Raw genomic sequence first — 14,021 nt, 5'->3', positions numbered from 1 at the left:
GTCCAGGCACGCATACGGTAGGAAATAGAATTTGAACGAAGGAGGAGTTTTCTGTGCCATTCGAGCAGATGCCAGCTCCGATCGAGAGTCTGGACGAAGCCAAAAGAACGGTCGTGGAACAAGCTTTGTTTCAAGCGTTCAATCCGTATGCAGGCTTGGCTAAATCAGATGCTTCATCCAAAAGTAATGTCATGGTATATGCCGTCAATCAGGGAGATACGCTCTCGGGTATTGCCCAGCGCTACGGTCTTACTTTAAGAAGACTGGTAGAAATGAACAAAATCAATAATCCCAATTTCGTCAGTGTCGGAATGAAGCTCATCATTAGCAAAGACGAGGTGAAGCATATCGTAAAACGAGGGGAAACGCTCAACTACATAGCCAGTCGTTATCGCGTCAGCCGGGAATTGTTGATAGACCGCAATCCGCTGCTTAGGTGGCTGTCGGACAACCTATATGTGGGACAGGTTGTGTATGTCCCGATTGTGGGTGAGCCGTCTTTGCAAGCAGAAGACCTCCAGCAAAAGAGGAATACGTCACAGGCAGCCAGTCGACAGGTGATCGGGCGAATCAGGGAGCGCATGGAATGGCCGGTGAAAGAGGCGACGATCACCAGTGGGTTTGGAGTGCGATGGGGAAAGGCGCATAAAGGAGTGGACCTGTGGAATCAAAGCGAAGCCAAGGCTCCGATCTATGCGGCAAAATCAGGAGTTGTAGTAGAGGCAGGGGCGAACCGTTCGGGCTACGGCAGGATGGTGGTGCTTGACCACGGAGACGGGCTGCAAACCTTTTATGCCCATATGCGCAGCATTATCGTGGCGCCTGGACAATCGGTAGATGCAGGTGAAATGCTCGGGTACATGGGGCATACGGGAGACTCGACGGGATATCATTTGCATTTTGAGGTCAGGCAGGACGATGTGCCGATCAATCCACTGCCATATCTGGGCAGGTAAACTCCTGCAATTTACTTTACTTTTTCTATGCGTTACAATGGGCAAAGCAAAGAAGCGAGGCGATTTTCCCATGTATTTAGTGTACGCAGATGAAAAAGGTAATGTCTACGACCACCCGGGATTGCTTTCGGTGGCACGTAACGGTGATATATTGACAGAAATCCTGGAGGAAGAGCTGATTCCACTGCCAGAAGGCGCGACCTTGGTCAGCCTGCCAGATACCGTTCCGATCGGGATGGATCCAAAGACGGGTGAAATGGTGAAGCTGGACGGTTGCACGGCGGTGGGAGCACTTGTTCCTCAAGGAATTACACGGCTGCTGCTCCCTGGGTATGTGAAATCAAACAAGGACAGCAAGCTGCCACTCTTTGGCTATTCCGCAGTTGTGTGGAAAGATGGCAGCTTCTGGGTAGCGGGCAGATCGAGTGATGACATCTATAAATGGGATCCGCTCAACTTTCCGATGGACGAGCTGCGTCAGCGCGTAGAAAAAACGCTGGAGCAATTTCCGCAAAATCGGATCTTGAACCATCTGTCCCATTGTGCGTTGGAGTACGAATGCTTGACGGCTTCCAACAACTTCTTCCATCGTTGGGAAGGCAGCTTGCCTGTCTCTTATACCTGTAATGCCGGCTGCTACGGCTGTATTTCCGAGCAGCCCGAAGACAGCGGATTTCCGTCCCCTCAGACGCGGATGAACTTCAAGCCGACAGAGGAAGAGCTGGTAGAGGTCATGCTGCATCACTTGCAAACGCCGGAGAGCATCATCAGCTTTGGACAAGGCTGTGAAGGGGAGCCGTCCACGATGGCTTCCATCATTGTTCCTGCGATGCGCCGTGTGCGGGAGCAAACAGACATGGGCTACATCAACATCAACACCAACGCAGGGCTGACCGACCACATCAAAGGAATTGTGGACGCGGGTCTGGACCTTATGCGTGTCAGCATCATCAGTGCGATTGACGAGCATTACAACGCTTACTATCGCCCGCGCAACTACACGCTGGAGAATGTCGCGCGTTCCGCCGAATATGCGGCATCCAAGGGTGTCTATACGTCCATCAATTACTTGTGCTTCCCAGGTGTTTTCGACCGTGAAGAAGAAATGGAAGCAATGATTAACTTCATCCGTCGAACCGGAATCAAATTGATTCAGATGCGCAATCTAAATATTGATCCAGAGAGCTATTTGGCCATGATTCCGAAGGCTCAGGGTGAGGTGTTTGGCATGAAGCAAGCCATCGAGATTTATCAGGAAGAGCTGCCAGACGTTGTAATCGGGTCGTTTACACACATCCCACCGGAGCAATTGCGCCGCAGGAAAAACATGGCCTAAGCGGGCAACCTGTTGCATTTGCGACGTTGGCATGCTACTATTTTTACTGTGTTTATATAACTCTGTTTCGGCAAACGATTCAGGGCGGAAAGAGGTGCATTTAGATGAAACAAGGTATTCATCCACAGTACAACACTGTGAAAGTAACATGTGCATGCGGTAACGAATTTGAATCCGGTTCTGTGAAGCAAGCGCTGAAAGTGGAGATCTGCTCCAACTGCCATCCTTTCTTCACCGGTAAACAAAAATTCGTGGATGCTGGCGGCCGTGTAGACCGTTTCAAACGCAAATACAATCTTTCCTAATTGGAAAGGATTGGAGCAACCAGGTAGAGCAATCTGCCTGGTTTTGTTTTTTCTTAGGAATATTTCGAATAGGGCATAGACAGCGAAACAAAGCAGGAGGTCATTTGATGACAGCCATCGTCTGGTTTCGGCGTGATTTGCGCCTGCATGATCATGCAGCGCTACATAAAGCAGTGCAAACGGGCGAGGACATCGTTCCCGTATGTATTCTCGAGGATCGTTTTTGCCGCTCGGAGACGGTGGGAGATCGGCGTCTGCATGCCTTTTTGTCGGCCGTGAGTGCTCTGGGGAAAAATTTGGAGCATGTGGGCAGCCGTTTAATCATTCGTCACGGGGAGCCTTTGCAGGTGCTCGAACAGCTGATTCAGGAGACCGGGGCGGACAAGCTGTTTTACAACCGGGACTACTCTCCTTTTGCACGAAGCCGTGATGAGCAGGTGGAGATGGCCCTCCGTTCAAAAGGAGTATTTGTTCAGGCGTGCAAAGATCTGGTGTTGCATGAGCCAGGGGAAATTATGAACAAGCAGGGAAAGGCGTATGCCGTCTTTACGCCGTTTCGGAGAGTGTGGCAGACGCTTCCGAAAGACAGACTCTACCCAATGGCTGAAAAGTTACCAGCCTGGGACGGGATCACAGAGTTATTTAGTGAGAAGGCACCTGTTGTAGAGCAATTCGGTCGAAAGAAACCGCTCGGGGAGCAATGGAAGCCTTCGCATTTTGGGGAAGAAGCATTTGCTGGTTGATTGGCGAGTGGGGATGGCGTATTTTTCCAGGCAGCTAATCGATTGCGATGACGCGGCAAATATCGGTGGATGGCAATGGAGCGCCTCTACCGGGACAGATCCACAGCCGTATTTCCGCATTTTCAACCCAGTTTCCCAAGGGGAGAAATTTGATCCGGATGGAGCCTTCGTAAAAAAATATCTTCCCGTGCTGCAGCATGTACCTCTACAATATATCCATAAACCGTGGGAAATGCCGCTGCATTTACAGGAGCAAACAGGATGCGTCATCGGTCTGGACTATCCGCCGCCGTGCGTAGACCATGCGCAAAGAAGGAAGCTCGCCCTGACCTTGTTTCAGGAGGCAAGGGACCGGCATCTGACAAAGACGGAGTAATGACTTCTTGATAAAGGGAGATAGAATCGTGGCACAACTTTACTTTCGTTACGGAGCAATGAATGCTTCCAAATCGATTCAGCTTTTGACTGTCGCTCACAATTACGAGCAATCTGGTAAAAAAGTGATGGTGTTTACGCCAGCGGTAGACGATCGCTTTGGCGTCGGAAAAGTGGCGTCTCGTGTAGGGATTAGCCGGGAAGCTTATCCGATAACGGATGAAACCGACCTGTATGAAATTGTGGCGGCAGAGGAGCTGAAGCCCCACTGTGTGCTGGTCGATGAAGCACAATTTATCGGTAAGCACCATGTCGATCAGCTCGTTGCGATTGTGGACAAGCTGGGTATCCCTGTAATTGTCTACGGCTTGCTGAAAAACTTTAAAAACGAACTGTTCCCAGGAAGTGCTGCATTGCTCTGTGAGGCAGACAAGGTGGAAGAAATCAAGACCGTCTGTGTCTACTGCAATAAAAAGGCAACGCACATCCTCAAATTTAAAAATGGAAAACCGGTGTATGCCGGAGAGACGATCGAGATCGCTGGCAATGATACGTACAGCAGTGTTTGCCGTCGTCACTACTACCACCCGCCGGGATTTTAAGTCAACGCCACCTCTCTTTTGGCCGTGCATGAGCATTCGATGTGATGTGCAGACTAAGGCAAAACAGGAGGTGGCTTTTTCATGCGATGCTTGCCTTTTTGGAAAAGCTCGATGGCGGTGCTTTGCGTGGCGGCTCTCGCGTCTGTGCTGACTGTCGGATGCAACCGGACGATGACGCAGGAGAAGGGCTATGGAACGCAAAATCTCGATCGTCAACACAATACGACCATAAAAGGGGAACAAAGCGGTGATGTTCTCCATCGTGCGGCTACTCCTACGGAAGACCGTGATGGATTGATGGGGAGAAACCAAAATCCGAACCTGATCATTGGACATAATCAGACCCGTGGGTATCAGGTTGATCTGAACAATATGGAGACGATGGCGAAGTCCATTCCTGGCGTGGAAAATGCGCGTATCACACTAAACGGCGGAAACGCATATGTTACTCTTGATCTCGTGCACAACGTGACGGCAAGTCAAGCTCGAAACATTGAGAAGCAGGTCATCGATGCACTGAAGCAGAAAATTCCTCGCTATGATTTCCACATCACCTCAAATGAAGGTTTTCATCGCTGACATAGCGAGACTAAATGGAGGGCTCGGCATTGCCGGGCCTGTTTTTGCGCGACTGGAAGCCTTTTTCCAGTAAAATAATGCGCTTTGACTTATTTCCGGTTTCCTCCTATAATTTATCTGTTATGATTGATCTTCGTATTTTTTACGATTGGGGTGAAGTACAGTGTTTACACGCTTATCTGCTGTTGAAGAGCGTTTTGAAGAAGTGACCAATCTCCTTTGTGACCCCGACGTCATTAGTGACACAAAGCGCTTGCGTGAATTGTCCAAGGAGCAGTCTTCCCTGGAAGAAACCGTGACGGCTTACCGTGAATATAAATCAGTTGTATCCCAGATGGAAGATGCCAAGGCCATGTTGGAGGAAAAACTGGACGATGAAATGCGCGAAATGGTCAAGCTCGAAATCAGTGAGCTGGCTTCGCGTAAAGAAAAGCTGGAAGAGCGCTTGAAAATCCTGCTCTTGCCGAAGGATCCAAACGATGAGAAAAACGTGATCGTGGAGGTTCGAGGTGCTGCAGGTGGCGACGAGGCTGCATTGTTTGCTGCGGTTCTTTTCCGCATGTACACACGCTTTGCAGAGCGCAACGGCTTCAAGATCGAGGTCCTGGAGGCTAGCCCTACTGACATCGGCGGGTACAAAGAAATCGTGTTTTCGCTCAGTGGTCGCGGAGCTTACAGCAAAATGAAGTTTGAAAGCGGAGCGCATCGCGTGCAACGCATCCCGGCAACCGAGTCCGGCGGTCGTATCCATACCTCGACAGCTACGGTTCTCGTTCTGCCTGAAGCAGAGGAAGTAGAAGTAGAAGTCCACGACAAGGACATTCGCATCGATACCTTCTGTTCCAGTGGTGCGGGTGGACAGAGCGTTAATACCACCAAGTCTGCCGTTCGTGTGACTCACCTTCCTACAGGGATCATGGTTTCCTGTCAGGACGAAAAGTCGCAGCACTCTAACAAAGATAAAGCATTGCGAGTATTGCGTGCTCGCCTGTACGATTTTTATATGCAGCAGCAAAACGCTGAAGTAGATGCCAACCGCAAGAGCCTGGTGGGTACTGGTGACCGAAGCGAGCGTATCCGTACGTACAATTATCCACAAAGCCGTGTAACCGACCACCGTATCGGCTTGACGCTGCATCGTTTGGAATCGGTTCTCGAAGGCGAGTTGGATGAAGTGATCGACAACCTGATCATGCACGAACAGACGGAGCTGTTGAAAAGCCATGCAAACACAGCTTGATTGGTCTACTGTCACGACGATTCGAGAAGCCCTGACACGGGCTTCTTCCTTTTTGCGTGAGCATGGGGCAAATGATCCGGTGTTTGAGGCAGAGCTGCTGATTCGCCATTGCTTGGACTGGGACCGTACCCGTTTCCTGATTGCGATGATGGATCCGATTCCTCCAGGGGCGATAGAGAAGCTGGATGAGCTGCTTTTGCGGCGTGCCCAGCACGAGCCTTTGCAGTATATGTTTGGCACGCAGGAGTTTTTTGGTCGGCTGTTTCATGTGCGTCCTGGTGTGCTGATTCCTCGCCCGGAAACGGAAATCTTGGTGGAGCAGGTGCTCCTGCATGCGGCCAAGCTGTGGCAGGGGGACGAGGCTGACGTTTTGACTGTAGCAGATATCGGCACAGGCAGTGGTGCCATTTGCATTACACTTGCCTGCGAGCGGCCTAGCTGGAAGGTCACGACCGTGGATTTGTCTTTGGACGCGACTGTGATCGCCAAGGAAAATGCGGAGCGTCTAGGAGCTGCCGTTCGCTTTTTGCAAGGGGATCTGGTGCAGCCGTTGCTCGCTGCCGGGGAGCAGGTAGATATCCTCGTATCCAATCCGCCGTATATTCCAAGTGCAGATGTTGATGAGCTGGATGCGGAAGTACTCGAGCACGAGCCACGCTTGGCTTTGGATGGTGGAACAGATGGACTGGACTGCTATCGACGTTTGTGCGAGGCACTGCCAGCTCTTTTAAAGAAAAAAGCACTGGTTGCCTATGAGGTGGGTATTCATCAGGCACGTGATGTTGCGGATCTGATGAAGGCATCCGGCGTTATTGATGAAGTGCATGTTGTACCTGATTTGGCGGGCATAGAGCGGGTAGTCATCGGCGTAAGACGATAGCGACTCGTTTGCTCGCCTTTTTCTTTCCGATTCGTTCAGAATATTTTCGATCTGCCGTTTGAATTCAGAACCTTCTGCCCATACTGGTGCTATAGAGAAAAAGAGCGTGACTAGCACAGTACAAGAGGGAGCTGTTCGATATGAAACGGACACTATGGATGGCGTTTTGTGTACTCATGTTAATGATGAGCTGGGAGGGACAGCTTACTTCGGCAAATGTTGTGGATAACGGGCCGATCCCTCAAGAATCCATTCGCTTGCGGATTATTGCCAACAGCGATTCCTTTCAAGATCAGTGGTTAAAGCGGGAAGTGCGTGATGCGCTGATCGCTCAAATGGATACATGGGCAACAGATATCAAGGATTTCAAAGATGCAGAGAAAGTCGTGAGAGCGAATCTGCCTGTGATGCAGCAAGTGGTCGACCAAACGATTCATGACCGCGGTTTTAGCTATAAAGCTGTCGTCGATTTTGGACAAGTCCCTTTTCCTACCAAGCTGTATGGTTCCTATGTGTACCCGGCAGGCGATTATGAGGCGCTGCGCGTACAAATCGGTGAGGCGAAAGGGCAAAACTGGTGGTGTGTCTTGTTCCCGCCGCTCTGCTTTATCGATATGTCCAACGGGGATGGTGTACAAGCAGCTCCAGCGGATACAGAGCAGGAGTCTGTTGCGGATGAGACCGATGCAGCACTTGAAACGCAAGCGAGTGTAGCTGCTACAGCAGTGGATACGGCTACAGGCCGAACACGGGATGAATGGAAGGAGTGGCGCCAGCTGCGTTTAGAGGATGTGTATGGAGAGCGCCAAGCTGACCGCGAGCCTGAACGTGGGCAAGAGAGTCAAGTCGTATCTGCCAGCACAGATGAATCCGTGGCAGGCAGCGTAGAAGCTCAGACAGAGACGGAACAGCAAGCTGTGGCTCCTGCACCTGAAATCGAGGTAAGATTCTTTCTCTGGGATCGGCTGGAGAAGCTGTTCTCCTAAACAAAGAAAAAACGACACCTGGCAGTGGGCGCAGGTGTCGTTCTCTCGTTTGATGATGGGGGTAGGCGTTATTGCAGCAAGGCTTTCACATCGGATCGAAGCAAATTCAGGTAGCTGTGCTGTGGGATCGCGAAAGCAGGCATTCCCGCTGCATAGGCCGCGATTTCGTATTGAGTGAAATGAATGACCAGATTTCCGTTCTCAAAGGAATAAGGCTGGTTATCGGCAACGGTTTCGAAGCTGTAGAGCTCGGCCTTTTCAGGATCCGCCTGAATTTGTTGCTTGATTAGATTGTTCAGGACATAGTGATAATTGATGCCAGGCTGGAACAGGTCAGCGAGCTGCAGGTTCTGGGCTTTGTCCAGGTTGGCGATATTGTAGTAGGTAACATCGGTCATGCCGTGTGCGCCACCTGTGTACAGATACGTTTGCACAGAGAATGCGACGAGCTTGCCGACAGAGTGAACCTTATAGGATATATCCACAGCATGCGGACGCATCGGATAGCCGTATTTCTTAGCGTCGATTGCGTCTTGCTTGCTCATGATTTGTCGTTCCTTCAATGCATCCTGAGCTTGTTTGAGCAAATCAGCATTCAGCTTTGCTTCATACGCTTTATCGTTCAGCCCGCTGATGACAGGGATCGTGATGTTGGCTTCGTACTCGGCTGTCTTTTGTTGAATGGTTTTGGAGGTAATCACGACTCCTTTTACTTGCGGGCTGCTTACCGGTACAGCAGGCTTTACTGGCACCGGAGTAGCAGCTATTGCTGGTGAAACGACAGCGCTGAGCAGGACAGCTGAACCGAGCAGGCTTGCTGCCATGGATTTGAATGATTTCATGAGAATGTCACGATCCTTTCAAGAAGGGACGGTTTGGAATGCTGTTGATACTCTTATCCTACTACATTCCTTAGCAACACTCGGTTAAAAATCGGTAACAATGATTTTTCCACTGTGCTGATTAAAGTTATCAACAAGTTACCCACAGGCTGTTGAAAACTTTAATCAGCACATCTATACTTAAGGCACTTATGAATACGAAACGTGCTAGAGAAAGGATATTTTTATCATGGAGCAAAAGGTAGTCACCAAAGTTTGGACTGTGGATAATATTGTGGAAAATGCTGTGGAGAAAATACAGAGTTGTACACAGATTGTGGATGCAGCACGTTTGCTGCGGGATCGTGCGGTCGTCGCGTTTCCGACTGAAACCGTTTATGGTCTGGGAGCCAATGCATTGTCCAACGAAGCTGTGGAGAAAATATTTGCAGCCAAAGGAAGGCCCAGTGATAATCCGCTGATTGTGCATATTGCAAAAAAGGAGCAGTTATCCACCGTGGCGTCGGAAATACCGGAAAAGGCGGAGAAGTTGATGGATGCCTTTTGGCCCGGTCCGTTGACCATTATTTTGCCACGGACAGATGAGGTCGCCTCGCTCGTCACGGCGGGTCTTGATTCCGTCGGGGTACGGATGCCTGATCATCCCATTGCACTGGCTTTGATTGCTGAAGCAGGAGTTCCCATCGCTGCACCGAGTGCCAATCGATCCGGGCGTCCGAGTCCCACGACAGCGGCCCATGTTCTTGCCGATTTGGATGGCCGTGTAGCGGGTATCGTGGACGGGGGAGCAACGGGAGTGGGATTGGAGTCCACAGTCATTGATGTAACGGTGGAGCCTCCTGTGATTCTTCGTCCGGGAGGCATTACCCGTGATGAGATGGAAGCCGTGATTGGACCTGTCGCACTGGACCCATCTTTTCAGGCGGGAGCTACGGAGACTCCGCGTGCGCCTGGCATGAAATATACACACTACGCACCGGAAGGCGAAATGTGGCTGGTGGCAGGAGAAGCAAAGCGAGTGTGGGACAAGATGGCCGCTATGCTGCGGGAAGCGAAGCAGCATGGGCGAAAAACAGGTGTGCTGGCAACGGAGGAGACTTTTGAGGCGTGGCGTGCACATCCTGACGCTGATGTCGTGCTGTCCGTTGGATCGCGTTCTGATTTGGGAGAGGTTGCCCATCAGCTGTATGCCGTCCTGCGCGATTTTGATGCCCACCACGTGCAGTTCATTGTAGGCGAAACGTTTTCCCGAGAGGGCCTTGGTATGGCTGTCATGAATCGTCTGGAAAAGGCAGCTGGCGGTCGAATCGAGCAGGCGTAAAATGCCTTGTCTAAACTCCTTCTTGTCCGCATAGGTTGAAGAGACGAGGAGGGGGAGGCCAGTTGGACCAGGTCTTGTTTCAATGGGGGCAATTTCTGACCTTGCTCATGATCGCATTTGCCTTGAGTATGGACGCATTTTCGTTGGGAATCGGAGTAGGAATGGTAGGGATTCGGCTTCGGGAGATAATAAAAGTCAGTATCACCATAGGGCTTTTTCATATAGGTATGCCGATTGTAGGGATATTCGTTGGGGCGTATTTGTCTGATTTGGTTGGGGATATCGCCGTTTTTATGGGAGGCGGTGTTCTGATGGTGATTGGCTTGCATATGTTATGGAACGGATTTGTGAATAGCGATCAAAAAAGCGTGCTGCGGACCAAAGGGTTTGGCTTGATCCTTTTCGCCTTCAGTGTGAGCCTGGATGCCCTCACAGTCGGCTTCTCTTTCGGATTGATCGAAGTGAACAGGCTGCTCGCCATCACGCTTTTCGGCATCATGGGCGGTGCGATGTCCTACTTCGGATTACTTCTCGGCAGAAGCGTGGGAGGATGGTTGGGGGATTACAGCGAATTAGTAGGTGGACTTATTTTGTTCTGTTTTGGGTTAAAATTTATGTTATAGCAGGATGGCGCAGGCAGAAGGAGGCGAGATACGTGAAACGGATATTGTTTGTCTGCACAGGCAATACCTGCCGAAGTCCCATGGCAGAAGCGATTTTCCGAGCAAAAACGGATGGGCAGGATTTTGAGGTGCGCTCAGCAGGGGTGGCAGCCTATGACGGGCAAGCGGCCTCTCCTCACGCCAGTAAAGTACTGGAAGAGCGTGGGATTGAGCACAACCATTCGTCAAGCAGACTGGATGCAGAGCTGATCGAGTGGTCCGATCTGATTTTGACGATGACAGCCAATCACAAGCAGGCTATTTTGATGTACTATCCAGCTGCAGCAAACAAGGTACATACCTTACGTGAATATGTAGGAGTAGAAGGCTTTGGCGATATTGCAGATCCGTTTGGTGGGTCTATGGAGGATTATCGCAGAAGTGCAGAGGAAATCGAGGAGGCGCTGGACAGGCTATCGGTAAGGTTGCTTGAAGAGCGTTTTCGTGAATCGCGCTAAGAATGAGGTGCTGGCCCCTTGTCAGTACCTTGTTTCGCATTAGAGTACGAACATTTTCTCTAACATGGATTGAAATGTTCACTTTTTACTTGTGGGATTATGATGTATAATGAACGAGATCAAGTACAAGCGAGGGATGACAAGATGAAAGTAGCAATTGCTGCTGATCATGGTGGATACAAGCTCAAAGAGGAGATCAAGACGCTGCTTGCATCCTTGAATGTGGAGACCGAAGACTTCGGAGTCTCCTGCGCCGACTCGGTAGACTATCCTGACTATGCGCTTCCTGTAGCGGAAAAAGTAGCGGCAGGCGAGTTCGACCGTGGTATTTTGGTATGCGGTACTGGCATTGGCATGTCGATTGCTGCGAACAAAGTGCCGGGGATTCGCTGCGCGCTGGTGCACGATACCTTCTCGGCACGGGCAACTCGTGAGCACAACAACACGAATGTCCTGGCCATGGGTGAACGTGTCATCGGTCCTGGTTTGGCACTCGATATCGTGAAGATCTGGTTGGATACGGACTTCCAGGGTGGACGTCACGAGCGACGTGTGGAGAAAATCTCGGAGATCGAAGCGAAACACACGGGAGTGAAGTAAGTGGATCTGGTCGCCATTGAAAAACAGGTCATTGAGGTTGTAAAGGAAGTTGTCCATCTGTCTGAGCTGAAGCCAGGACAGCTGCTCGTCATCGGATGCAGTACCAGTGAAGTGCTGGGCAAGCACATCGGCAAGGCGGGAAGCAAGGAAGTGGCAGCTGCTCTTTATCGCGGTATTCGTGCTGTACAAGACCTGAGCGGGTTTGCCGTGGCTTTTCAATGTTGTGAACATTTGAACAGGGCGTTGGTCGTGGAGCGCGAAGTGTTGGAGCGATTCGGATGGGATGAGGTATCGGTCGTCCCCGTTCCTACAGCAGGCGGTTCCATGGCAGCGCATGCTTACACCCAGATGAAGGACGCTGCCGTCGTCGAGCATATCTCCGCACATGCCGGGATCGACATCGGCGATACGCTTATTGGCATGCATTTGAAGCATGTAGCGGTTCCGGTGCGGCCAACAATTCGCGTCATCGGGGAAGCACATGTTACGGCAGCGCGGACTCGTCCGAAGCTGATCGGCGGCGCCCGTGCCGTGTATGAAAAAGCACCAACTACGGAGAGCTGTACCTAAAAAGAACGTGAGACAAGCTCATGTTCAAGGAGGAGAGAATATATCATGCTAGATCATTTGCGCCAGCAAGACCCACAAGTATTGGAAGCCATCCAGTTGGAACTGGGAAGACAACGCGACAAGATTGAGCTGATCGCATCCGAGAACTTCGTTAGCCGTGCTGTAATGGAAGCAATGGGAACCGTTCTGACAAACAAATACGCAGAAGGATATCCAGGCCGTCGCTACTACGGTGGCTGCGAATACGTGGATATTGCTGAAAATATTGCGCGCGATCGTGTGAAGGAACTGTTTGGGGCAGAACATGCCAACGTTCAACCTCACTCCGGCGCTCAAGCAAACATGGCTGTATACTTCACCATCCTGAAGCCAGGCGATACTGTACTTGGTATGAACCTGTCCCACGGTGGTCACTTGACGCATGGTAGCCCTGTAAACTTCTCCGGTACGCTCTACAATTTCGTAGAATACGGAGTAGATCAAGAATCCCACACCATCAATTATGAAGACGTTCGTGCGAAAGCTCTCGAGCACAAGCCAAAATTGATCGTAGCGGGCGCGAGTGCGTATCCACGTACCATCGACTTCGCTAAGTTCCGCGAAATTGCGGATGAAGTGGGCGCATACTTCATGGTAGACATGGCTCACATCGCAGGTCTGGTAGCAGCAGGTCTGCATCCAAACCCAGTGCCATACGCTCATTTCGTTACTTCTACTACCCACAAAACCTTGCGCGGTCCTCGCGGTGGTCTGATTCTTTGCAAAGAAGAGTTTGCAAAAGCAATCGACAAATCCGTATTCCCAGGCGTACAAGGTGGACCTTTGATGCACGTAATCGCTGCAAAAGCAGTTGCTTTTGGTGAAGCTCTGCAAGCAGACTTCAAAGATTACGCAGCTCGCATTGTAAGCAATGCAAAAGCATTTGCAGAAGCTTTGACTGCAGAAGGGTTGACGCTCGTATCCGGCGGTACCGATAACCACTTGGTTCTGGTGGATGTAAGCAAGATCGGCTTGACTGGTAAAGTGGCTGAGCATCTGTTGGATGAAGTCAGCATCACAACCAACAAAAACACGATCCCTTACGATTCCGAGAGCCCATTTGTAACAAGCGGTGTTCGTATGGGTACGCCAGCGGTTACCAGCCGTGGCTTTGATGAAGAAGCAATGAAAGAAGTAGCAGCGATCATCGCGCTCACTTTGAAAAATCCAGAAGACGCAGCGAAACACGAAGAAGCTCGCCAGCGCGTAGCTGCTCTGTGCCAACGCTACCCAATGTACGAAGGCTTGGAAATCTAAGCTTCGTGCGTTGAATAGGAAGGCAGACTCCGAATGGGGTCTGCTTTTTTCGTAGGAGAAGAACATTTCCAAGCTGCGCTCAATGTTGCGCCCTGCTGAGAGTTGGGGCTGTCCGCTCCGCACCCATTGGCGGGGAAACGCAAAAGTGGGGAAGAACATTTCCAAGCTGCGCTCAATGTTGCGCCCTGCTGAGAGTTGGGGCTGTCCGCTCCGCACCCATTGGCGGGGAAACGCAAAAGTGGTAGCCGCTGCGCAGCGTTTGCAGGTTGC

The 14,021-nt window shown here is 50.9% G+C and carries 17 protein-coding genes; 16 read left to right on the top strand and 1 reads right to left on the bottom strand.

Going from position 1 to position 14,021, the window contains the following annotated elements; translation table 11 throughout:
- The first annotated feature begins 68 nt into the window (after positions 1 to 68).
- From EDM55_RS16225 to spoIIR, 10 genes are all read left to right on the top strand, one after another.
- The gene (locus EDM55_RS16225) at positions 69 to 956 is read left to right on the top strand and encodes a peptidoglycan DD-metalloendopeptidase family protein (protein ID WP_373863335.1); all 888 of its coding nucleotides are present in this window, start codon (positions 69 to 71) and stop codon (positions 954 to 956) included.
- Between the two features lie 70 nt (positions 957 to 1,026).
- Positions 1,027 to 2,292 (top strand): radical SAM family protein, encoded by a 1,266-nt coding sequence (locus EDM55_RS16220; protein WP_092268297.1) that lies wholly within the window; start codon positions 1,027 to 1,029, stop codon positions 2,290 to 2,292.
- 104 nt (positions 2,293 to 2,396) lie between these two features.
- Complete coding sequence (gene rpmE / locus EDM55_RS16215) at positions 2,397 to 2,597, top strand: 50S ribosomal protein L31 (RefSeq protein WP_055745712.1); 201 nt, start codon at positions 2,397 to 2,399, stop codon at positions 2,595 to 2,597.
- A 107-nt stretch (positions 2,598 to 2,704) separates the two neighbouring features.
- Positions 2,705 to 3,340 carry a deoxyribodipyrimidine photo-lyase gene (locus EDM55_RS31025; RefSeq protein WP_246071020.1) on the top strand — a complete coding sequence of 212 codons (636 nt, stop codon included), beginning with the start codon at positions 2,705 to 2,707 and terminating at the stop codon, positions 3,338 to 3,340.
- Positions 3,330 to 3,716: an FAD-binding domain-containing protein gene (locus EDM55_RS31020; protein WP_246071019.1), complete on the top strand. Its 387-nt coding sequence runs from the start codon at positions 3,330 to 3,332 to the stop codon at positions 3,714 to 3,716. Before EDM55_RS31025 ends, EDM55_RS31020 begins: the two co-directional genes overlap by 11 nt.
- Positions 3,717 to 3,744: 28 nt before the next feature.
- Positions 3,745 to 4,317, top strand: coding sequence for a thymidine kinase (locus EDM55_RS16205; protein ID WP_092268296.1), 573 nt, complete (start codon positions 3,745 to 3,747; stop codon positions 4,315 to 4,317).
- A gap of 81 nt (positions 4,318 to 4,398) precedes the next feature.
- Positions 4,399 to 4,896, top strand: a complete 498-nt coding sequence (locus tag EDM55_RS16200; RefSeq protein WP_092268295.1) for a sporulation protein — start codon at positions 4,399 to 4,401, stop codon at positions 4,894 to 4,896.
- 163 nt (positions 4,897 to 5,059) lie between these two features.
- Positions 5,060 to 6,136, top strand: coding sequence for a peptide chain release factor 1 (gene prfA / locus EDM55_RS16195; protein WP_122926482.1), 1,077 nt, complete (start codon positions 5,060 to 5,062; stop codon positions 6,134 to 6,136).
- Positions 6,120 to 7,016: a peptide chain release factor N(5)-glutamine methyltransferase gene (gene prmC, locus EDM55_RS16190; RefSeq protein WP_122960788.1), complete on the top strand. Its 897-nt coding sequence runs from the start codon at positions 6,120 to 6,122 to the stop codon at positions 7,014 to 7,016. Before prfA ends, prmC begins: the two co-directional genes overlap by 17 nt.
- Before the next feature lie 140 nt (positions 7,017 to 7,156).
- The gene (gene spoIIR / locus EDM55_RS16185; RefSeq protein WP_122960787.1) at positions 7,157 to 8,002 is read left to right on the top strand and encodes a stage II sporulation protein R; all 846 of its coding nucleotides are present in this window, start codon (positions 7,157 to 7,159) and stop codon (positions 8,000 to 8,002) included.
- A 68-nt stretch (positions 8,003 to 8,070) separates the two neighbouring features.
- On the opposite strand, the gene EDM55_RS16180 is transcribed toward spoIIR, so the two are convergent.
- A complete protein-coding gene (locus EDM55_RS16180; RefSeq protein ID WP_122960786.1) occupies positions 8,071 to 8,844 on the bottom strand; it encodes a DUF3298 and DUF4163 domain-containing protein in 774 nt (257 codons plus the stop codon).
- 229 nt (positions 8,845 to 9,073) lie between these two features.
- On the opposite strand from EDM55_RS16180, the gene EDM55_RS16175 reads away from it, so the two are divergent.
- The 6 genes from EDM55_RS16175 to glyA all read left to right on the top strand — a co-directional run bounded on the left by EDM55_RS16175 (position 9,074) and on the right by glyA (position 13,751).
- A complete protein-coding gene (locus EDM55_RS16175) occupies positions 9,074 to 10,165 on the top strand; it encodes an L-threonylcarbamoyladenylate synthase (protein WP_122960785.1) in 1,092 nt (363 codons plus the stop codon).
- 62 nt (positions 10,166 to 10,227) lie between these two features.
- Positions 10,228 to 10,788: a manganese efflux pump MntP gene (locus EDM55_RS16170; RefSeq protein ID WP_092268289.1), complete on the top strand. Its 561-nt coding sequence runs from the start codon at positions 10,228 to 10,230 to the stop codon at positions 10,786 to 10,788.
- Positions 10,789 to 10,820: 32 nt separating this feature from the next.
- The gene (locus tag EDM55_RS16165) at positions 10,821 to 11,285 is read left to right on the top strand and encodes a low molecular weight protein arginine phosphatase (RefSeq protein WP_122960784.1); all 465 of its coding nucleotides are present in this window, start codon (positions 10,821 to 10,823) and stop codon (positions 11,283 to 11,285) included.
- Between the two features lie 144 nt (positions 11,286 to 11,429).
- Positions 11,430 to 11,885 (top strand): ribose 5-phosphate isomerase B, encoded by a 456-nt coding sequence (rpiB, locus tag EDM55_RS16160; protein ID WP_122926475.1) that lies wholly within the window; start codon positions 11,430 to 11,432, stop codon positions 11,883 to 11,885.
- Positions 11,886 to 12,455: a TIGR01440 family protein gene (locus EDM55_RS16155; RefSeq protein ID WP_092268286.1), complete on the top strand. Its 570-nt coding sequence runs from the start codon at positions 11,886 to 11,888 to the stop codon at positions 12,453 to 12,455. It abuts the gene before it with no gap.
- A 45-nt stretch (positions 12,456 to 12,500) separates the two neighbouring features.
- Positions 12,501 to 13,751 carry a serine hydroxymethyltransferase gene (gene glyA, locus EDM55_RS16150; protein ID WP_092268285.1) on the top strand — a complete coding sequence of 417 codons (1,251 nt, stop codon included), beginning with the start codon at positions 12,501 to 12,503 and terminating at the stop codon, positions 13,749 to 13,751.
- Positions 13,752 to 14,021 lie beyond the last annotated feature (270 nt).

It is taken from the genome of Brevibacillus centrosporus (assembly GCF_003710815.1).
Lineage (GTDB): Bacteria > Bacillota > Bacilli > Brevibacillales > Brevibacillaceae > Brevibacillus > Brevibacillus centrosporus.
This window is presented reverse-complemented; position numbering and strand designations above follow the sequence as displayed.